The organism is Lacinutrix sp. 5H-3-7-4, assembly GCF_000211855.2.
Taxonomy (GTDB): Bacteria; Bacteroidota; Bacteroidia; order Flavobacteriales; family Flavobacteriaceae; genus Lacinutrix.
Genome location: NC_015638.1, coordinates 472,771 through 492,973, shown reverse-complemented (window position 1 = coordinate 492,973; position 20,203 = coordinate 472,771). Strand labels below are relative to the sequence as shown.

23 protein-coding genes are annotated in these 20,203 nt (G+C 30.6%); 14 read left to right on the top strand and 9 right to left on the bottom strand.

Annotated elements, in window-relative coordinates; translation table 11 throughout:
- Positions 1 to 24: 24 nt before the first annotated feature.
- From rsgA to rlmN, 6 genes are all read left to right on the top strand, one after another.
- Positions 25 to 975, top strand: coding sequence for a ribosome small subunit-dependent GTPase A (gene rsgA / locus LACAL_RS02305; protein ID WP_041301260.1), 951 nt, complete (start codon positions 25 to 27; stop codon positions 973 to 975).
- A 26-nt stretch (positions 976 to 1,001) separates the two neighbouring features.
- Positions 1,002 to 1,454: a D-aminoacyl-tRNA deacylase gene (dtd, locus tag LACAL_RS02300; protein ID WP_013869085.1), complete on the top strand. Its 453-nt coding sequence runs from the start codon at positions 1,002 to 1,004 to the stop codon at positions 1,452 to 1,454.
- Between the two features lies 1 nt (position 1,455).
- Positions 1,456 to 1,782: a nucleotide pyrophosphohydrolase gene (locus tag LACAL_RS02295; RefSeq protein ID WP_013869084.1), complete on the top strand. Its 327-nt coding sequence runs from the start codon at positions 1,456 to 1,458 to the stop codon at positions 1,780 to 1,782.
- A 44-nt stretch (positions 1,783 to 1,826) separates the two neighbouring features.
- Positions 1,827 to 3,059, top strand: coding sequence for a 3-phosphoshikimate 1-carboxyvinyltransferase (gene aroA / locus LACAL_RS02290; RefSeq protein WP_013869083.1), 1,233 nt, complete (start codon positions 1,827 to 1,829; stop codon positions 3,057 to 3,059).
- Positions 3,060 to 3,183: 124 nt separating this feature from the next.
- Entirely contained in the window at positions 3,184 to 4,233 is a 1,050-nt protein-coding gene (queA, locus tag LACAL_RS02285; protein WP_041301670.1) for a tRNA preQ1(34) S-adenosylmethionine ribosyltransferase-isomerase QueA, read from the top strand.
- A gap of 116 nt (positions 4,234 to 4,349) precedes the next feature.
- Complete coding sequence (gene rlmN, locus LACAL_RS02280) at positions 4,350 to 5,390, top strand: 23S rRNA (adenine(2503)-C(2))-methyltransferase RlmN (RefSeq protein WP_013869081.1); 1,041 nt, start codon at positions 4,350 to 4,352, stop codon at positions 5,388 to 5,390.
- 44 nt (positions 5,391 to 5,434) lie between these two features.
- On the opposite strand, the gene LACAL_RS02275 is transcribed toward rlmN, so the two are convergent.
- Positions 5,435 to 6,376 (bottom strand): T9SS type A sorting domain-containing protein, encoded by a 942-nt coding sequence (locus LACAL_RS02275; protein WP_013869080.1) that lies wholly within the window; start codon positions 6,374 to 6,376, stop codon positions 5,435 to 5,437.
- Between the two features lie 183 nt (positions 6,377 to 6,559).
- Here LACAL_RS02275 and LACAL_RS02270 point away from each other — a divergent pair, with 183 nt between their 5' ends.
- The 4 genes from LACAL_RS02270 to LACAL_RS02255 all read left to right on the top strand — a co-directional run bounded on the left by LACAL_RS02270 (position 6,560) and on the right by LACAL_RS02255 (position 10,109).
- Positions 6,560 to 7,537, top strand: a complete 978-nt coding sequence (locus LACAL_RS02270; protein ID WP_013869079.1) for a polyprenyl synthetase family protein — start codon at positions 6,560 to 6,562, stop codon at positions 7,535 to 7,537.
- Positions 7,538 to 7,666: 129 nt separating this feature from the next.
- On the top strand, positions 7,667 to 8,230 hold the full coding sequence (locus LACAL_RS02265; protein WP_013869078.1) for an RNA polymerase sigma factor: 564 nt from the start codon (positions 7,667 to 7,669) through the stop codon (positions 8,228 to 8,230).
- Positions 8,217 to 8,996, top strand: a complete 780-nt coding sequence (locus tag LACAL_RS02260; protein ID WP_013869077.1) for a hypothetical protein — start codon at positions 8,217 to 8,219, stop codon at positions 8,994 to 8,996. The genes LACAL_RS02265 and LACAL_RS02260 overlap by 14 nt, the downstream gene beginning before the upstream one ends.
- Positions 8,997 to 9,032: 36 nt before the next feature.
- Entirely contained in the window at positions 9,033 to 10,109 is a 1,077-nt protein-coding gene (locus LACAL_RS02255) for a hypothetical protein (protein ID WP_013869076.1), read from the top strand.
- A gap of 63 nt (positions 10,110 to 10,172) precedes the next feature.
- Here the strand turns inward: LACAL_RS02255 and LACAL_RS02250 are convergent, their stop codons facing one another.
- The 4 genes from LACAL_RS02250 to LACAL_RS02235 all read right to left on the bottom strand — a co-directional run bounded on the left by LACAL_RS02250 (position 10,173) and on the right by LACAL_RS02235 (position 13,204).
- Positions 10,173 to 10,820: a peroxiredoxin-like family protein gene (locus LACAL_RS02250; protein ID WP_013869075.1), complete on the bottom strand. Its 648-nt coding sequence runs from the start codon at positions 10,818 to 10,820 to the stop codon at positions 10,173 to 10,175.
- A 113-nt stretch (positions 10,821 to 10,933) separates the two neighbouring features.
- A complete protein-coding gene (locus tag LACAL_RS02245) occupies positions 10,934 to 11,257 on the bottom strand; it encodes a hypothetical protein (RefSeq protein ID WP_013869074.1) in 324 nt (107 codons plus the stop codon).
- A 100-nt stretch (positions 11,258 to 11,357) separates the two neighbouring features.
- Complete coding sequence (locus LACAL_RS02240) at positions 11,358 to 11,921, bottom strand: hypothetical protein (RefSeq protein WP_013869073.1); 564 nt, start codon at positions 11,919 to 11,921, stop codon at positions 11,358 to 11,360.
- A 650-nt stretch (positions 11,922 to 12,571) separates the two neighbouring features.
- Positions 12,572 to 13,204: a hypothetical protein gene (locus LACAL_RS02235; protein ID WP_013869072.1), complete on the bottom strand. Its 633-nt coding sequence runs from the start codon at positions 13,202 to 13,204 to the stop codon at positions 12,572 to 12,574.
- A 193-nt stretch (positions 13,205 to 13,397) separates the two neighbouring features.
- Here LACAL_RS02235 and dnaG point away from each other — a divergent pair, with 193 nt between their 5' ends.
- Entirely contained in the window at positions 13,398 to 15,356 is a 1,959-nt protein-coding gene (gene dnaG, locus LACAL_RS02230; protein ID WP_013869071.1) for a DNA primase, read from the top strand.
- Here dnaG and LACAL_RS02225 read toward each other — a convergent pair.
- Together LACAL_RS02225 and nadE are read right to left on the bottom strand one after the other, a co-directional pair.
- Positions 15,351 to 15,977, bottom strand: a complete 627-nt coding sequence (locus tag LACAL_RS02225; RefSeq protein WP_013869070.1) for a response regulator transcription factor — start codon at positions 15,975 to 15,977, stop codon at positions 15,351 to 15,353. The two genes, dnaG and LACAL_RS02225, sit on opposite strands and share 6 nt — an antisense overlap.
- Before the next feature lie 122 nt (positions 15,978 to 16,099).
- A complete protein-coding gene (gene nadE / locus LACAL_RS02220) occupies positions 16,100 to 16,888 on the bottom strand; it encodes an NAD(+) synthase (RefSeq protein WP_013869069.1) in 789 nt (262 codons plus the stop codon).
- 91 nt (positions 16,889 to 16,979) lie between these two features.
- On the opposite strand from nadE, the gene gldB reads away from it, so the two are divergent.
- Positions 16,980 to 17,942, top strand: coding sequence for a gliding motility lipoprotein GldB (gene gldB / locus LACAL_RS02215; RefSeq protein ID WP_013869068.1), 963 nt, complete (start codon positions 16,980 to 16,982; stop codon positions 17,940 to 17,942).
- Entirely contained in the window at positions 17,942 to 18,277 is a 336-nt protein-coding gene (gldC, locus tag LACAL_RS02210) for a gliding motility protein GldC (protein ID WP_013869067.1), read from the top strand. Before gldB ends, gldC begins: the two co-directional genes overlap by 1 nt.
- On the opposite strand, the gene LACAL_RS02205 is transcribed toward gldC, so the two are convergent.
- Positions 18,278 to 18,874, bottom strand: a complete 597-nt coding sequence (locus LACAL_RS02205) for an FMN-binding negative transcriptional regulator (RefSeq protein ID WP_013869066.1) — start codon at positions 18,872 to 18,874, stop codon at positions 18,278 to 18,280.
- An 18-nt stretch (positions 18,875 to 18,892) separates the two neighbouring features.
- Positions 18,893 to 19,336 carry a DUF1569 domain-containing protein gene (locus tag LACAL_RS02200; protein ID WP_013869065.1) on the bottom strand — a complete coding sequence of 148 codons (444 nt, stop codon included), beginning with the start codon at positions 19,334 to 19,336 and terminating at the stop codon, positions 18,893 to 18,895.
- Positions 19,337 to 19,450: 114 nt separating this feature from the next.
- On the opposite strand from LACAL_RS02200, the gene radC reads away from it, so the two are divergent.
- On the top strand, positions 19,451 to 20,149 hold the full coding sequence (gene radC / locus LACAL_RS02195) for a DNA repair protein RadC (RefSeq protein ID WP_013869064.1): 699 nt from the start codon (positions 19,451 to 19,453) through the stop codon (positions 20,147 to 20,149).
- Positions 20,150 to 20,203 lie beyond the last annotated feature (54 nt).

The window sequence follows — 20,203 nt, the reverse complement described above, 5'->3', positions numbered from 1 at the left end:
TTAATAATGGCATCTTTGTATTACATGACAGGACTAGTTTATAAATCTACAGGAAGTTGGTATACCGTAAAAACCCAAAACGGTGATACATACGAATGCCGTATAAAAGGTAAATTTAGATTAAAAGGTATAAAAAGTACCAACCCAATAGCGGTTGGAGATTATGTAGATTTTGATTTAGATACCAAAAGTGATCAGGAAACAGGAGTGATTAAAAACATTCACGATCGTGAAAATTATATTGTTAGAAAATCTGTTAATCTTTCTAAACAAACACATATAATAGCTTCAAATATCGATCAGGTATTTTTATTAGTAACTATTAATAACCCACCAACATTTACCAGCTTTATAGATCGTTTTTTAGTTACAGCAGAAGCTTATGATATTAAAACCATTTTACTGTTTAATAAAATAGATACTTATAATGAAGATACTATTTTAGATGTAAAATACTTAGCACATATTTACAAGCAAATAGGTTACGAAAGTGTTGAAATATCTGCAAAAACAGGTAAAAATATAGATAAGGTAAAAGCTTTAATGCAAGGTAAGGTTAGTATGTTTACAGGACATTCAGGTGTTGGTAAATCAACTTTGGTAAATGCAATAGAACCAAGCTTAGATCTTAAAACAAAAGCAATTTCTACACAACACATGCAAGGCCAACATACCACAACATTTGCAGAAATGTTTGACTTAAGTTTTGATGCTAAAATAATAGATACACCAGGCATTAAAGGCTTTGGTGTTGTAGATATGGAAAAAGAAGAAATTGGAGATTATTTTCCAGAATTTTTTGCCTTAAAACAAGATTGCAAATTTAATAACTGCATGCATATCGAAGAGCCTAAATGCGCTGTAAAAGATGCATTAGAACGAGATGAAATAGCAGCTTCACGCTATACAAGTTATCTTCAAATAATAGAAGGAGATGAGCAGCATTATAGAACAGATATCTGGAACCAGGAATAAAATATTCTTTTTTATAAAACTACATTATGAAAATTGTTATACAAAGAGTTTCACAAGCTAGTGTTACTATTAGTGGTAATAAAGTTGCCAATATTGAAAACGGACTTTTAATTTTATTAGGTATTATACCAGAAGATACTCAGGATGATATTAATTGGCTAACAAATAAAATAGCAAATCTTCGTATTTTTAATGATGAAAATGGAGTGATGAACAAATCACTACTAAACAGTAATGGCGAAGTAATTGTTGTTAGTCAGTTTACTCTTTTTGCTAGTACAAAAAAAGGCAACAGGCCAAGTTATATAAAAGCAGCCAAGCCAGAAGTAGCGATACCTTTATACCAAGCATTTAATAAAACTTTAGAAACCACATTAAACAAACCTGTTCAAACAGGCGAGTTTGGAGCAGATATGAAAGTAGAATTACTAAATGATGGACCTGTTACAATAATAATAGATTCTAAAAATAGAGAGTAAAATGGATATTAAAAACGCACAAATAGAAGTAGATAATTGGATTAAAAATCATGGCGTTCGCTATTTTAATGAGCTTACAAACATGGCTCAATTAACAGAAGAAGTTGGAGAAGTAGCAAGAATAATTGCTAGACGTTATGGAGAGCAAAGTGAAAAAGAAAGCGATAAAAATAAAGATTTAGGCGAAGAATTAGCAGATGTTATGTTTGTAGTGTTATGTTTAGCAAACCAAACCGGAATAAACTTGCAGGAAGCTTTCGATAAAAAACTAGATATAAAAACAAAACGAGACCACGATAGGCACCATAATAACAAAAAACTTAAATAGCAATTTTGTTATTTTAATACGGAAGAAATACATTACTACATTCCATGAATTTACAACTTGAAAAATCAAGCATAAAAAAGCAAACAGCTATCCAAGTCACTGGATCTAAAAGTGAGACTAATCGTTTATTACTTTTACAGGCATTATATCCTAACATTGAAATTAAAAATATTTCAAATAGTGACGACTCGCAATTAATGACCAAAGCATTAGCTTCAAAAAATAAGGTTGTCGATATTCATCATGCAGGAACCGCAATGCGATTTCTAACCGCTTTCTTTGCTTTAAAACAAGATAGAGAAACCATTTTAACCGGTTCTAAACGTATGAAAGAAAGGCCAATTAAAATTTTAGTTGATGCCTTAAATCAATTAGGAGCTAAAATAACATACCAAGAAAACGAAGGCTATCCACCCATTTTAATAAAAGGAAAAAAACTAACAAAACATCAAGTTGCTTTAAGTGCAGACGTTAGTAGTCAATATATTTCGGCATTACTGTTAATAGCATCAAAATTAGAAAATGGTATAGAGTTAGCCTTAAAAGGGAAAATAACTTCGGTGCCATATATAAAGATGACTTTAAGCTTATTAAACCAAATAGGCATTGAAACACAGTTTGAAAATAACAAAATAACAGTTAAACCAAAAAACGAAACACAAACTGTTAAAAAGAGTTTAACTGTAGAGTCAGACTGGTCATCAGCATCCTATTTTTATAGTATAGTAGCATTATCTAACGTTGGTACAATAATAGAGCTAGCTTCGTATAAAGAAAATAGTCTACAAGGCGATTCGGCATTAGCAAAATTATATGAAAGTTTTGGAGTGACAACAACATTTAAAAACACAACTATAATTTTAGAAAAAACCAAAGTTATATCAAAAAATGCCATAATAAATTTCGATTTAGCAAATGCACCAGATATAGCTCAAACCATTGCAGTTTCAGCTTTTGCATTAGGTTTAAAATGTGATTTAACAGGATTACACACATTAAAAATTAAAGAAACAGATAGGTTAGAAGCATTAAAAACAGAAATAGAAAAACTTGGAGGTACAGTAAATGTTACAAACAATAGTTTACATCTTACAGCTGCAACAAGCATAAAAAACGACATTTCTATTAGTACATATAACGACCATAGAATGGCAATGGCATTTGCACCTTTGGCATTAAAAGTACCAATAGAAATAGAAGACTATATGGTAGTTTCTAAATCTTATCCTACGTTTTGGGAAGACTTAAAAAGCTTAGGTTTTCAAAATAAAGCATAAAAACAATCAATAGGTTAAAAGATTATTGCCAATACTAAATAATAATTGGCTATTTACTTGACAACGCCTATGTTGAGATTGTATATTTGCAACATTCTAAAAAATAAATATGATTGACGTAAAAATGAAATTATCACACTTCAACTTCGATTTACCTGAAGAGCTTTTAGCTGAATACCCATCAGAAAACAGAGACGAGTCTCGTTTAATGGTACTTAACAGAAAAGAACAAACAATAGAACACAAGCAGTTTAAAGATCTTATTGATTATTTTGATGAAGAAGATGTAATGATCTTAAACAATACTAAGGTTTTTCCTGCACGTTTATTTGGAAACAAAGAAAAAACAGGAGCAAGAATCGAAGTGTTTTTATTACGTGAATTAAACGAGGAGCAACGTCTTTGGGATGTATTAGTAGATCCAGCAAGAAAAATTAGAATAGGAAATAAATTATACTTTGGAGACGATGAGTCTTTAGTAGCAGAAGTTATAGATAATACAACCTCTAGAGGTAGAACATTACGTTTTTTATATGATGGTTCTTATAAAGAGTTTAGAAATAAACTTAAAGAATTAGGTGAAACACCTTTACCAAAATACATTAAAAGAGATGTAGAGCCAGAAGACGAAGACCGTTACCAAACAATTTTCGCTAAAAATGAAGGAGCAGTAGCAGCACCAACAGCAGGTATGCACTTTTCTAAACATTTATTAAAGCGTTTAGAAATTAAAGGTATTGATTTCGCAGAGGTAACCTTACATGTTGGTTTAGGTACATTTAATCCAGTTGAGGTAGAAGATTTATCTAAGCACAAAATGGATAGTGAAGAGGTAACAATTGGACCTAAAACTGTAGAGCGTATTAATAGAGCTTTAAAAGATAAAAAGCGTATTTGTGCAGTAGGAACTACAGCAATGCGTGCAGTAGAAAGTGCAGTATCTTCTAGCAATACATTAAATGAAATTGATGGATGGACAAATAAATTTATTTTCCCTCCATACGATTTTAGTATAGCAAACTGTATGATTACTAACTTTCATACACCAAAATCTACGTTGTTAATGATGGCTTCTGCATTTGCAGGTCATGATTTTATTAAAAGAGCATACGAAGAGGCTGTAAAAGAAAAATACAAATTTTATAGTTATGGAGATGCAATGTTAATTATATAACATTTCCAAACTAAACAAACCTAGGCCTTATTAAGAACATCTTGATAAGGCCTTTTATATTATTTATAATTACTTAAAGTGAAAATACTCAATGCTTTCACTACTTTTGTAACATAATGGCAGATAAAAAAAAGGACATAAGAGCATTATCAAAAGAGCAACTGCGCGAATTTTTTGTAAAAGAAGGAGATAAAGCCTTTAGAGGCAATCAAGTGTACGAGTGGCTTTGGGGAAAAGGCGCTCATACTTTTGAAGATATGACAAATATCTCTAAAGAAACGCGCCAAATGCTTCAGGATAACTTTGTAATAAACCACATAAGTGTAGATACCATGCAACGTAGTAGTGATGGTACAGTAAAAAATGCTGTAAAATTACACGATGGTTTAATTGTAGAGTCGGTATTAATACCAACCGAAACTAGAACCACAGCATGCGTATCTAGCCAAGTTGGGTGTAGTTTAGATTGTAAGTTTTGTGCAACATCACGCTTAAAACGTATGCGTAATTTAAATCCAGATGAAATATACGACCAAGTAGTTGCTATAGATAAAGAAAGTAAATTATATTTTAATAGACCTTTAAGTAATATTGTGTTTATGGGTATGGGAGAACCACTCATGAATTATAATAATGTTATTAAAGCTATAGATAAAATTACTTCTCCAGAAGGATTAGGTATGTCTCCAAAGCGTATTGTAGTATCAACATCTGGAGTGCCAAAAATGATAAAAAAAATGGCAGATGATGCTGTTAAATTTAATCTTGCAGTATCATTACATTCTGCAATAGATGAGGTGAGAACAGAAATTATGCCTTTCAATAAAACCTTTCCGCTTAACGATTTAAAAGAAGCGTTAGAATATTGGTATGAGAAAACACAACGTAAAATTACTTACGAATATGTTGTTTGGGATGGTATAAACGATAGAAGAGAAGATATTAATGCCTTGGTGAAATTCTGTAAGTATGTGCCATGTAAAATAAACATTATAGAATATAACCCTATAGACGATGGACAATTTCAACAAGCGTCAAGTAAAGCAATAGATAACTATATACAAGCTTTAGAAAGTAATAATATTGTAGTTAATGTTAGACGCAGTCGCGGTAAAGATATCGATGCAGCTTGCGGGCAATTAGCAAATAAATCATAAAAAAAAGCGACCAATTGGTCGCTTTTTTTTATAATCGGTAATTTTTAACTTTTTATAAATTTAAAAGTTTTAGTACCTTTTTCGGTAATTACTTTAGCTAAGTATACACCATCATTTAACGTCGATAATTCTGTAGTGTTTTCGTTTCCACTAATTTTATTGTTTACAACAAGCTTTCCTAAAACATCATAAATCTCTAAGTTGTTTAAGTTGTTTTGTGGCGAATTTAATTTTAATTCTTTAGTATCATTATCGTAAAAATGAGAAAAAGAATTTAATGCAAATTCATCAACCGATAGTGCTTCATCATTAGTTCTAAAATTATCCATGTGTGCAAAACCACCATAGTTATCATGAGAAAATCTAAATTGTTCAATATCTGTATTTGGTGTAGCAACCAATCCTGTATATATTGAAGTGTCATCAATAAATACTTCAATACCTCCACCAGTAGTGAATTCTACACGTAAATTAAACCAAGTTAATGGTGTCCAATCTACTAAAGTATCGTCTAGAATTATAGTACTTGTACCAGTACCATCATCTGCTAAAATACTTATATCTCCAGTGTAAGTAAACCTTACATAAGTAACAAATGCACCATCAGTTAAATTTACAAATCCAAAAATAAAATCTGAAGTTGTAGAAGAATCAAATGTATCTAAATATAAATCTGCAGAAAAAACAGCATCAACATAAGATACCGGAGTGGCATAATCATAAAAAGCACCTACAATTGGATTTTGTTGACCTCCAAAAGCAGCTTCAGGTACAATTTTAACAGAGTATGATCCGTCTGATGCTTGCTCGTCACTAACAACTTGGTTAGTAATAAATCCACCAGCACCATCGCCAGTAGTGACCCAGCCGTTTTGGCCGTATATATCTCCAAGAGAATAGGTTGGTGCTTCAAACGAAATTGTTTCTTGAGCGTTACTAAACGTAATCGTTAGCAGTAATAAAAATAAAAGAGTAATTTTTTTCATAAAAAAAGATTTAAATAGTTGACTAATAAAAGTAGAAAATTCTTAGGGAAATTCAAATTCTAATAGACTAAATGCGTTTTTTACCGTTAAAGCGAAATGTTTAATGTTAATTAAATGAATGTGCTAAGATTAGTAGCTAGACAATAACTTTATTATTAATTTAGCAAACCATTATTTTTAGACTTGAAGATAACAGAACAAATAAAACAGCCTATAGCTTTCGAAATGGATCTTTTTGAAAAAAAGTTCCGTTTGGCGATGTCTTCAAAAGTGGCACTTTTAAACCGTATTACACATTATATTGTAAATAGAAAAGGAAAGCAAATGCGACCAATGTTTGTGTTTTTAGTCGCAAAAATGGTAAGTAATGGTGAGGTTAAAGAGCGCACATATCGTGGTGCATCAGTTATAGAGCTTATTCACACAGCAACTTTGGTTCATGATGATGTTGTAGATGATAGTAATAAACGTCGTGGTTTCTTTTCTATAAATGCACTTTGGAAAAATAAAATCGCTGTACTTATAGGTGATTATTTACTTTCTAAAGGTTTACTTTTATCTATAGATAATGAAGATTTCGATTTGCTTAAAATAATTTCTGTTGCAGTTAGAGAAATGAGTGAAGGCGAATTACTTCAAATAGAAAAAGCCCGAAAACTTGATATCACAGAAACTATTTATTACGAAATTATTAGGCAAAAAACAGCGACACTAATTGCAGCATGTTGTAGTTTAGGTGCGGCATCTGTAAAACCAAATACTCTAGAGGTTGAAACTATGAGGAAGTTTGGTGAGTTAATAGGTATGGCTTTTCAAATTAAAGATGATTTGTTTGATTATGGTTCTAAAAGTATTGGTAAACCTGTAGGTATAGATATTAAAGAACAAAAAATGACTTTACCTTTAATATATGTATTAAACAACAGTTCAAAACAAGATAAACGCTGGTTAATTAATTCAATTAAAAACCACAATAAAGATAAAAAGCGAGTTGATCAAGTTATTACCTTTGTTAAAGATAATGGTGGACTTGATTATGCTGTAAAAAAAATGAAAGCTTTTCAAAATGAAGCACTCGATATATTAAAAAACTTTCCTGAATCTGAGTATCGAGCATCATTAGAACTCATGGTAAATTACGTTATAGAACGAAAAAAATAATTTTTTATAATCTATAAAGCCTTGTAATTGTTAGCTTTATAAATTAATATTAAAATATTTTTTAATAAGAGGCAACCATTTGTAAACCATTTGCGTCTTTATAAATAGAACCACTAAACTAACAGTTTTTTGAAAGTCATTCAACTCTACAAAAACGAAGCAAAGCTTATAAAAAAGGCAATCGATAATAATCGTGAAGCACAACGTGTGTTGTATGAGTTGCATGCGCCAAAAATGCTAAGTGTATGTCGTTATTATATAAAAGATATGCAACATGCTGAAGAAGCAATGTTAAATGGTTTTTTGAAAGTATTTTCTAATTTAAAAAGCTTTAAATCTCAAGGTAGTTTTGAAGGTTGGATTAGGCGTATTATGGTAAGAGAATCTATTTCTTTTTTAAGGAAAAAAAAGCAAATTGAATTTAGTTCAGATACTATAGAATCTCATAATACAACTTACGATTCCAGTCAAACAGATTTAGATGTAGAGCACATTCAAAAACTTATAGATGCATTGCCAGAAGGTTATAAAATAGTATTTGTAATGTATGCAATAGAAGGATACAAGCACAAAGAAATTGCAAATATGTTAGGCATAAACGAAGGCACATCAAAATCGCAATTATTTAAAGCGAGACAATTATTACAAGAGCAAATAAAAACCATTAATACATCGAGTTATGGCACCAATTAAATTTGAAGAAAACATAAAAGAAAAGCTCGAAAATAGAACAATAAATCCTTCAGCTAATGCTTGGGAAACCTTGTCTAAAAATTTAGAGAACACACCACAAACCCAATCTAAAAATAAATTTTGGTGGTTAACAATTGCAGCAAGTTTTATTGGTATGTTATTAGTTTATAATATCATGTTTAATAACACTAGTCAAACAATACCAAACCAAAATGTTGTAGAAATAAATACAGAGTATTTAAAAGAAATTAATAATGCTAATAATACTATTGAAAAAGCTACAAAAGTTGAACCACGTGCAGCCCAGGTTAATACACAAAATCAAACTGTAACAACAGGAAAGCAATTAAAAAGTGTACAAACACAAAACAATAACAGTAAAGAAAAGGCTAAAAAATACAATACAACATTAGTTAAAACTGAAACAAAAACCAATAAAATTAAAACTGTAACAAGTATTGCAGGTTCTGGTTTAAAGGTTAACAAAGCAACAATAAATATAGAAACTGTAGCGCAAACGCAAACCGTTGAAAAGCCAGTAGTTTTAGATGATGAAATAGAACAATTGCTAAAAGCAGCACAAAGCAAAGTCTCTAAAACAGCAACACAAACAACAGTAGTGTTAGACCATAATAGCATTTTAAACGAAGTAGAAGACGATTTAGAACGTACTTTTAGAGATAAACTTCTTACCGTAGTAAAAGACGGCTTTTATAGTGCAAAAGATGTCATGGCAGAACGCATAACAAATACACAAGAACAATAATAACATCAATTAAAATCAAATTAAAAAACGAACAGCATGAACACAATTACAAAAATTACAATTTTTTTACTCTTTAGTTTGTATTTAACTAATGCAGTTGCACAAGAAAACGACGAGCTTGAAGCAACTCCAGAAGAAATTGAAGCATTAAGAGAAAACATTAGAGCTTACGAGAAAGAAGCGCTTAAAATTGAAGTAGAATCTATTAACAAACGCGTTAGTAGTAAAGATATTACTTACGAGCAAGGCGAAAATTTAAAACAGGAAGTTGCTAAAAAAAGAGCTTTAAATATAGAAAACCGTATAGATATTCTAGAAAAGCGTATCGCTTTTAATAAACGTAATAATTTACCATTTCCTTATAGTAAACGTGTAAAAGATCAACGCAAAGTTTCCATCTCTTTTGGAGATAACGATGCTAATCTTGCAGGATTAAAAATTTCAGATTCAGAGAGTAAACCAGTAAAATACGATATTCGCACATCTAACGATATGGTATTTGCTATTGGGTTTAATAATGCAATTATTGATGGAGTATCCTTAAGCGATTCGCCATACAAATTGGGAGGTTCTGGCTTTGTAGAGCTAGGCTGGAACTGGAAAACACGATTAGCAAAAAACTCTAATTTTGCAAGACTTAAATACGGTTTCTCTTTTCAGTTTAATAAATATAATTTAAAAGACAACCAGTACTTTACACAAGAAGGTAGCAATACAATAATAGATACTTTTGGTATAGATGCTAAAAAAATAAAATTTAGAACAACAAATCTAGTAGTGCCAATTTATTTTGAATTTGGTCCATATACTAAAGTAGAGAAAAAAGACCGCGTGAGATTTCATACTTGGGATAAATTTAAAATAGGAATTGGTGGTTATGCAGGTGTAAATATTGGCTCAAGACAAAAAATAAAATACGAAGAAGATGATGATAATGTAAAAGTAAAACAAAACGGAAACTTTGATGTTAACCCATTTATTTATGGTGTTGGAGCGTATGTAGGTTTTGGCGATTTAAGTTTGTATGCTAAGTACGATTTATCTGAAACTTTTAAAAACGATGCTTTAAAACAAAACAATATCTCTTTGGGATTAAGAGTAGATTTAGATTAAAATAATTTTAAGTGAATTAGTTAAAAAAATCCTCTTCTGTTTCAAGAAGAGGATTTTTTAGTTTTAAATATTTTTTAAAACCTCAATAATTTCGTCGGGCTCAGATCGTGTTCTGTAATCTACATTAACGTAGTTCCATTTTACAATGCCATCACTACCTATAATAAATGTGCCAGGAATTGGTAATACATTAGCATTACCATTATTTATTTTCTTTAAATCTAGACCTCTATCAACTTTCATGTGTTCCATTAAAAATTCTGGTACTTGCCATGCAACACCATATTGCGAAGCTACTTTAGCATCTTGATCGCTTAGTACAATAAAATCCATGTCGTTAATTTCATTTTTAGATAAAGATCCATCAGGAACTTCTGGGCTTATGGCAATTAGTGTAGCGCCTAAATTATTTATAACCTCTAGTTTATCTTGTAAAGCTCTAAGTTGTAAGTTACAATATGGGCACCAACTGCCTCTGTAAAATGTAACAACTACAGGACCTTTTTCTAAAAAAGTAGCCAAAGATGTTATATTATTATTAGCATTAGGTAACTCAAAATCTGGTGCTTTTTCTCCAACTTTAATAGCGTTTTTACCTTCTTCAAAAGCTTTTGCTTTATTTATAATTGTATCAACACCTTGCATAAATTCAGGTTTTGCCGCGCGACCTGCTGCAATTTTAGCGTCTGTTTTATCTTTTAATTTTCCCATTCTATATTTTAATATTTTAAAGAATTTAAGATAAAGGTTTTAGTTTATAACCTGTGTGTTTTAGCTTTTTTTTATGATTTTAAAGTAGAATATTGCTAAGCTTAAAGTTTGCTTTAATTTTTTCTGTTTTGGTAAGCAGTAATGGCTAATTTTAGGTCTTGCTCGCTTATTTGGTTACCACAATAACGACAAATTCTAGCTTCAAGTTTAATATGCTCTTTGCATTGTTCGCATTGCTTTTTAGGGTCTATACCATACCTAATAATTAAAAAAGTAATCCAACCAGCAACAGGATGAAAACCAAAAAGCATCCATAATTTAGAGACGTTTTTAATTTTTGCCCATTTTAAACCCAACCAAATAGGTAAAACCCATAAGAAAAAAACAAATGTTGCAATGACTAAAAAAACAATGATTACTTGAAATGTGTTTTCCATATGTTATTATAAATGTGATTTAAATGTATTAATAAAATTAAAATCCTCATTAAAAATTGAATAAGGAATTGGTAGGTTTGTTTAACGGTGTTGTAACATGTTATTTAAAATCCAATATTTTTAATTCCTTAATAAAGTCATTTCTGTATTGTCCGATTTTTATAAAATTTTCATTTTTAGAATAAAGAATATCTATATAACTTCTATTATCTTCAGATTCACAAATATGAAATTTAAATATTTCATTTTTATAAGTAATACATTCCAAATTATAACAACTTTCAGGACTCCAATCTTTAAACTCAAAAGTTTTTGATTGATTAAACTTCATAAATTCCAATATTTTTTTAATATGATTTTTATCAGTTATCTCTTTAGATTTTATTTCATATTCTCTAGAAATAAATTCACTTTTCACAATTATCTTTTCAATATCTGAAGCAATTAATTCTTTAAATTTATTATGATATATTTTAGATTCAGTTAAGTTAGGCGAATCAAAAAGAGAATCCTTTAAATTAATTCCACCAATTAAAATTACAATACAACATATTATTACATAAATTTTATTTTTCCATTCAGTTATTGCTAAATATATTCCACCAATAATAAAAATTAGAGGGATAATTGTAGTAATTAATTTAAAGAATAGAATATTGTCCATTAATTTTAGAAGTGATTTGGTTTTAATGCGTATTGATATTAAAGGTTAGTGAGGTTTTAATTAAACATTAAGCTAAATAAGTATTTTTAAATTAAAATAACCAACAGAAGCTTAAAATAAATTCTGTTTAGATTTTTGTGAGTAGACTTTTACTAGTAATTAATTTTATGCGGTGTTGTAGGCAGTTTTTATTATAGTTTACAATTAAAGGTTTCCATTAGCATAACTTTTATAGAGCCAGATAGATATAGTTGTAAGTATAAACAGCAATATAATTATGCTATTTTTCATTCGGCTTTTTTTATCCTTAATCATCAAATAAATATAAGAAGTTATAATAACCGGAAAAAATAGAAGCCAAATATATCCTAGTACATTTGGTGTATAAACAGCTGTTTTATAATTTGATGGAAAAATCAAAATTATTAAAGACACTACAATAGAAAAAATATAAAATAATTTAAATAGCCGGTGCTTCATAATGTTTACAATCTGTTTAACATTAAATGTTAGTGAGGTTTTAATTAAACATTAAGCTATATAAGTATTTTTAAATTAAAATAACCAACAGAAGCTTACAATAAATTCTGTTTGGATTTTTGTGAGTAGGCTCGTACCAAGCAATTAATTTTATAGGTTGTTGTACCTAGTTATTTTTCAGTTTCTGATTCTTCATCCGTTTCCTGAATTTCGTAATCATTATTATGCCACGAAATTAAATTATATAAGTTTTTATCGTCTGTTCCGTGTAATCTAAACATTCCATTATTTTGTTCAATGAATTCTGTGATTATTCTGTCATTTATTTTCTTTTGGAAAAAGATGTTAATTATGTCTTTTATCAATGTGTAAGGTGTCAATAATATTCCACGTCTCGACCACCAGCCAGCAAAGCCAGTAATCAGATAAGATTTGAATTTTTTATTTCTCCCACAATAATAGCAGAGAATTCTGTTTTCAGTTATGTCGTTACACCAAAGAATTACAGAAATAATCGTATTGAACTCTTGTCCGATTAGCTTACTCCTTTTTTGTCCACAGTTTGGACAATTCAGATTTTCGATTTTCCTTATCAGAGATTGCTTTTCAAAATCCGTCAGAGTATTGGTTTCTGCATCGACCCAAGTAATGAGTCTTTCGTCCAAATTGCGTTTTTCAATTTCCGCTTTTAAAATTCCGAGTATTTCTTTTCTTAAACCTTTTGATTCGTTTCGGGAAATATTCTCGATTTGTGAATCGGAAAATCTTTTGTAGTTTTCTCTTATTTCCTCGACACTATACATTCAGATTTGAGTTCGGTTTTAATTGGGTACAATGCATTCTAATATTAACATTGGTATATTTTATATCAAACGCCTAACGAAGTAAGCGTTTTTATTTCACAAAATCAAGTTTGTAAGTATAGATGTTTTTAAAAGGCTTGTAAATATAGTACCTTTACAAACTCATATTTTTACACTAAAATCTTATTAATAATTGATATCTAAATCTACCATAGACCAAGTATACGAAACCGCCAGACTAGAAGAAGTTATTGGCGATTTTGTGCAATTAAAAAAATCTGGTAGTAGCTTTAAAGGTTTAAGCCCATTTAGCGACGAGCGTTCGCCAAGTTTTATGGTATCTCCAGTTAAACAAATCTGGAAAGATTTTTCTAGTGGTAAAGGTGGTAATGTGGTCGCTTTTTTAATGGAGCATGAGCATTTTACCTATCCAGAAGCTATAAAGTATTTGGCTAAAAAATACAATATAGAAATTGAAGAAACAGAGCAATCTAACGAACAAAAAGAAGCGCAAAACAAACGTGAAAGTTTATACTTGGTAAGTGAGTTTGCAAATAATTATTTTCAAGATATCCTGCATAAAACCAACCAAGGTAAAGCCATTGGTTTAAGCTATTTTAAAGAACGTGGTTTTACAGAAGAAACTATTAAAAACTTTAATTTAGGGTATTCGCCAGACGAGTGGAGCGCATTTACAGACCATGCCATTAAAAAAGGCTATAAGCTAGAGTTTTTAGCAGAAACGGGATTAACTATAGACAAAGGCGATAAACAGTTTGATAGGTTTAAAGGTCGTGTTATGTTCCCTATACAAAGTATGAGTGGTCGTGTTTTGGGTTTTGGTGGTCGTATTTTAACTAGCGATAAAAAAGCAGCAAAATATTTAAACTCTCCAGAGAGTGATATTTACCATAAAAGTAAAGTGCTTTACGGTATTTACCATGCAAAACAAAGTATAGCAAAAGAAGATAACTGTTATTTAGTAGAAGGTTATACAGATGTTATACAACTACACCAAACGGGAGTTACAAATGTTGTATCGTCTTCTGGTACGGCTTTAACAAGCGAACAAATTAGACTTATAAACCGTTTAACTAAAAACATAACGGTACTTTTTGATGGTGATGCAGCTGGTATGCGTGCCTCGCTTCGTGGTATAGATTTAATACTTGAGCAAGGTATGAATGTTAGGGTTTGTACTTTTCCAGAAGGTGAAGATCCAGACAGTTTTGCTAAAACCAATACTTTAGATGAGTTAAAGCATTATTTAAACGAAAATGCTAAAGATTTTATACAGTTTAAAGCTTCGGTTTTATACGAAGACTCTAAAAACGACCCAATAAAAAAAGCCGATACTATTAGAGATATAATGAATAGTATTGCTAAAATTCCAGACCGTATTAAAAAGGAAGTGTACATACAAGAATGTGCACGTATTATGGATATTAGTGAAGAAGTGCTTTTTAGTACTTTGGCACAAATAGATAAAAAAGACAATCAAAATGCTACAAAACAAGCACCAAGCGCACCAAAAGCGTTTGATGTTATAAAACACCAGCAACCAGTTAAAAAAGTTGATGTACAGTATGTTTTAGAGCGAAAAATTATTGAAGTACTATTGCTTTATGGTAATAGAACCGAAGATTTTGAAGATTTAGTACTTAAAGAAAACGAAGAAGGCGAGCTGGTTTTAGAGCCAGTAGTACAGCAATCTAAAGTTTTTGAAAAGGTGTTTTTAGATTTGCAGGAAGATGAAATGGAGTTTTCAAACCCACAGTTTAAAGATTTATACTACCGTATTATAGAAACTTTAAACCAAAATCCAGATGTGGCTACAGAGCACATGATAAATACTGTAGATGCCGAAATAGGTAACCAGATTACAACTATTTTAATGGAAGATGAGCGTTACGAATTATCTGATTGGGAACGTAATAATATTTTTCCAAAGCATAAAACAGATAGTGTATCGCAATTGGTAAGTGAAACTATTTTAAGTTTAAGATGTCATTTAATAGACCAAAAGGTTATTGGGTTTCAACAGCAAACCATGGCTAATATAAACGAGGTAAATATTTCTGTTTTAGAAGAAGTAAAAGATTATTCTGGACTAAAAATGCTTTTATCCAGAAAGCTAAACCGTGTTTTATAAAGCGAGTTGCTTAGCTTGGTTAACTAAGTCTACAAGATTTGTAACGTTTAGTTTTTTCATTAATCGCGCTCTATAAGTACTTACTGTTTTCTCATTAATATCAAGCTCTTGCGCAATTTCTTTATTACGTTTACCAGAGGTTAATAGTTTTAAAACCTCAATTTCACGATTTGATAATTTTTTAAAAAACGATTGTCCTTCGCTACTTTTTTTACTTTGCATTAAACGCTTAGTCATGGCTTCACTTAAATATGTATTTCCCATGTATGCTTTTATAATAGCATCTTTTATGGTAATAATATCTGTGGTTTTAGAAAGGTAACCTGCAGCACCAAGCTTAATGGCATTTAATGCATAAACTTCTTCAGGTTGTGTACTAAAAATAATAACTCTAACGTCGGGATATTCTTTTCTAATTTTTCTAAGTGCAGTAATACCATTAAGTTTTGGCAGGTCTATTTCACAAAGTATAACGTCTACTTTGTTGTGCTTAAGAAAATCGAAAATTGCCTCACCATCACTAAGTGTACCAATAAAGGAGACATCTCTTGTTGTTTCAAAAACAAGTTCGAGACCTTTACTAACAATAGGATATGGGTCAACTACTAATAGCTTGACCATTGTTTTTTGTTTGTTTGTTTTAAAATATAGCTAACGTGTTTCCCTATAACGAGTTAGCAGTATCTTTTTTGAAAAATTATATAGCAGTACAAAGGTAAGAATTTTTAAAATAGTAGTAGCTATTACTTTAAATTATTAGGAATTTCACAAATTGGTATTGCTACCATCTTGTGTTTGTTGGAGTTATTGAAACGTTTGTAGATTTTGAAAACTTCTTTTTCTCTTCCGCTGAAGTCTTTTTCTGTCATACCATTCTCACTTTTTTCCATCGCCCATTCTAATTCTGGATAAGAGGCTCCAATTTGGTCTTCATCACTTCTGCTATCTCCAAATAATCCATCACTAGGAGCTGCCGCCATAATAGATGCAGGAACTTTTAAATATTCTCCTATTTTGTATACTTCGCTTTTAAGCAAATCTGCTATAGGACTTAAGTCAACGCCACCATCGCCATATTTAGTATAAAAGCCAACACCAAAATCTTCAACCTTATTTCCTGTTCCAGCAACTAAAAGGCCCAAAAGGCCGGCATGGTAATATAAAGTAGTCATGCGTAAACGTGCACGCGTGTTAGCTAAAGCCATATCTACAGTGGCTTGTTCGCCATCAAGAGAGACTTCGGTTTTAAATTCTTCAAAAACAGGAGTTAAATCTGTTCTTGTATCTTTTACATTAGGATATCTTTCCTTTAATTGCTTAATATGCTCTTGAGCTCTAGAAACATGACTAGCAGCTTGATGTATAGGCATTTCTATACAAAGCACATCTAAACCTGTTTCTGCACATAAGGTTGACGTAACGGCAGAGTCAATTCCGCCAGATATGCCTACAACAAAACCATTAACTTTTGCGTTAACAGCATAGTCTTTTAACCAATTAATTATATGTTTTGCTACTTTTTCTGTTTGCATTTTTAAAGAGATTTAAGTCAAAGAATAGTACCTTTGCAAACAAAAATAACCCAAACGTATTCTAAATAAAAATAAAACGCCTTTAGATTATATGAATAAATGTTTTTTTGTCCTTTTGTTAATTTTTACTGTGCTTTCCTGCGGAAATGATGATAAAGTAGAATCTGAAATAGCAAAACTGCCGTTAGATGTCTCTATAGAACGTTTTGATTTGGCTTTTGCTAATGCATCACCGCAAGATTTACCAAAATTAAAGCAAGCGTTTCCGTTTATGTTTTCATCTAAATATGAAGACGATTTTTGGGTAGCACAAATGCAAGATACTTTACAACAGGAAATTCAAACCGAAACACAAAAAGCTTTTAAAAGTTTTACAAATGAAACTCAAGACATTGTTTCTCTCTTTAAACACTTAAAATATTATTTTCCAGAATTTAATACACCAAGAGTAGTAACTGTTGCATCTAATGTGGATTATAGAAATAAAGTTGTAGTTACAGATACTATTGTGGTTTTGCCTTTAGCTAATTATTTAGGTGATACGCATTACTTTTATCAAGGCATACAGGATTATATTAGAAAAAACCTAAAAGCAGAGCAAATGGTTGTAGATCTCGCCGAAAGCTATGCTAAAGGTTTTATGTTCCAGCAGCAACGTAAAACACTTTTAGACGAACTTATTTATGCAGGTAAGCAATTGTATTTTAAAGATATGGTTATTCCTTTTAAAACAGATGCAGAAAAAATAGGTTATTCTCAAGAACAAATAGATTGGGCAAAAGCAAATGAAGAAAATATATGGCGCTATTTTGTAGATAAAGAATTACTATTTAGCACCAATTCTAAACTACCATCACGCTTTATTAACGATGCGCCATTTTCTAAATTTTATTTAGAAGAAATAGATAACGAATCGCCTGGAAGAATAGGGCAGTATATAGGTTGGCAAATTGTAAGAGCTTACATGGAAAATAACAATGTAACCTTTAAACAAATGCTTACTAAAAGCACAAAAGAAATATTTGATAACGCAAAATTTAAACCACGTAGATAATGGCTAATATAAAATCGCAAATACAATTAAATGTAGAATTAGATGAAAACCGTGTACCAGAAAAATTAAACTGGACGGCTCAAGATGGAGGTATTACAAATGCAGAAGCTAAAGCTATGATGTTGTCTGTATGGGATAGCGCTGCACAAGAATCTTTACGTATAGATTTATGGACTAAAGATATGCCTGTAGATGAAATGAAAGTGTTTTTTCACCAAACATTAGTAGCAATGAGTAATACGTTTAACCGTGCAACTCAAGACGAAAAAATGACAGCTACAATGAAGGATTTTTGTGATTATTTTGCTGAAAAATTAGAGTTAAATAAAAAATAATTAAGCAAAGACCTTGTCAAGAAAAACTTTAATACTTTCTTGGTTAGCTTGTATAAGTTGAGCTCTTGCATTGGCAATATCTTTTGGTTTTTTGTCTTGCGAGAGCTTAAATTTTCCTTCCCAATTGGTTATTTCAATTTCGAACATTTTAATATAATCCAGGTTTTTATCTAATCTAGGATTATCTGGCTCTAAAACATATTTATGGTCTGGTTGCTCTAAAAAAGCAGTCATTTCTATTAATGAGTTTTTTAACTGGGCTTTACTCTCTATTGCTTTTACTTTTCCTTTTACATGTACTTTTATATAGTTCCAGGTTGGTAATTGGGTAGTGGTATAAATACTTGGTGAGATATAACATTCTGGCCCAGAAAAAATAATAGTAACCTCGTTATTGTCTTTTAGTAAATTTATTTGAGGATTGTATATGTCTATATGCCCAACTAGTTTACCATTACTATTATAAATTAATGGTAAATGAGAAATTAAAGGTGTATTATCTTTAACCGAAATTACTGTTGCTAACGGATAGGTTTTTATAACCGTAATTAGGTTATTTATATTATTATCTTGATGTTTTTGTGGAGGATAATTCATTTAATTATTTCTTCTTTTTTAAACTCCAAATTGTTTTAAATGGTGGTCAAGATGTTTGTATTGTAACATTGCCCATTGCTCGTTAGTATAATGCCCAAAAACGGGATGAGGTTGCCATGTGTTTTTAGATTTTTGGCTGTAAAGTTCTTGTATTAACTCAATAAGTTCTTTTTTTTCGGTTTTAAAACTTTTAGATGTTTGAACTTTAAAAGCAGGAACCGTTGGTAGGTTTTTTCGGTATGGTTTATCGCTATACAGTGATTTTTTTATTAAAAGCTTCATAAACCAATTAGATTTAAGGCCATAATCTTTTTTTTGAAGCATGACGTTTATTGGAGCTTGACAGTGATTAAGCATTTGCGCTGCATCCATTTTACCCCAAATAGCAGGTGTGTTTTTGTCTAATTTTTCAATTCTATCAAAAATTGAATTTACAGTTTGAGTATTAAAAATAGATTCCATAGTTGTTAAAAAATTGAATTTAAAGTTACAATTTTTCTAACAGTTAAAGTGTGATTTATGTGAGACTTTTGGTATAAAAAAGTAGAAACAAAAAAAAAGATGTAGATTTATAACATGAGTAATAAACCCACTTCTTTTTCAATTAAAAACTGGTCGCAAGACGACCAGCCAAGAGAAAAACTATTATATAAAGGTAAAGCAGCTTTAAGTGATGCAGAGTTAGTAGCCATACTTATAGGTTCTGGAAACAGAGAGGAAAGCGCAGTTGCATTATGTAAACGAATTTTAGCAAGTACAGATAATAACTTAAGCGAATTAGGTAAATTAACAATAAAACAACTTACAGCATTTAAAGGTATTGGTGAAGCTAAAGCAATTTCTATTATTGCTGCACTAGAGCTAGGTAGAAGGCGTCGCGGAAGTGAAGCTTTAGAACGTAAAAAAATTACTTCAAGTAAATCTGTTTTTGAGTTAATGCAACCAGAAATAGGAGAGTTGCCACACGAGGAATTTTGGATTATTTATTTAAATAACTCTAATAAAGTTATACAAAAAAATCAATTAAGTAAAGGTGGAATTACTGGTACATTGGTAGATGTACGGTTGGCATTAAAAATAGCATTAGAAGTTGGAGCAGTAGGTATAATTCTAGCTCATAATCATCCATCGGGAACTTTAAACCCAAGTCTTGCAGATAAAAATTTAACACAAAAACTCAAAACTGCAGCTCAAAGTCTAGATATAAAAGTTTTAGACCATTTAATTATAACAGAGAAAGCCTATTTTAGTTTTGCAGATGAAAGTATACTTTAAAGAAGAAAACTTTATGCCTTTACTATTATTACAATAGTAATTTCTATTTTTAAA